1 protein-coding gene is annotated in these 209 nt (G+C 56.0%); it reads left to right on the forward strand.

The annotated features are described in order from the left end of the window. Positions 1-209, forward strand: a 209-nt coding sequence (locus NTD84_RS08335) for a DUF2235 domain-containing protein (RefSeq protein WP_262164672.1), incomplete at both ends; no start/stop codon positions are given.

Genomic DNA, 209 nt, shown 5'->3' on the forward strand with positions numbered 1-209 from the left:
CCCGATATCGCAAAAAAGGTCGTGCATTTAGTGGCGAAGGACGAACGTCGCCACAACTTTTCGCTCAACAGCGCCGGCGCAGCCGATATAAGACTGCCAGGTGCTCACTCTGACCTGGGTGGCGGATATATTCCGAACATCATTGAGCGGGTTCTGCTCAGCCGCCCGTGTTCCAGCCGTGATGTGGAGCTTTACACGCCTTCTACCGA

The organism is Pseudomonas sp. 14P_8.1_Bac3 (assembly GCF_025466085.1).
Lineage (GTDB): Bacteria > Pseudomonadota > Gammaproteobacteria > Pseudomonadales > Pseudomonadaceae > Aquipseudomonas.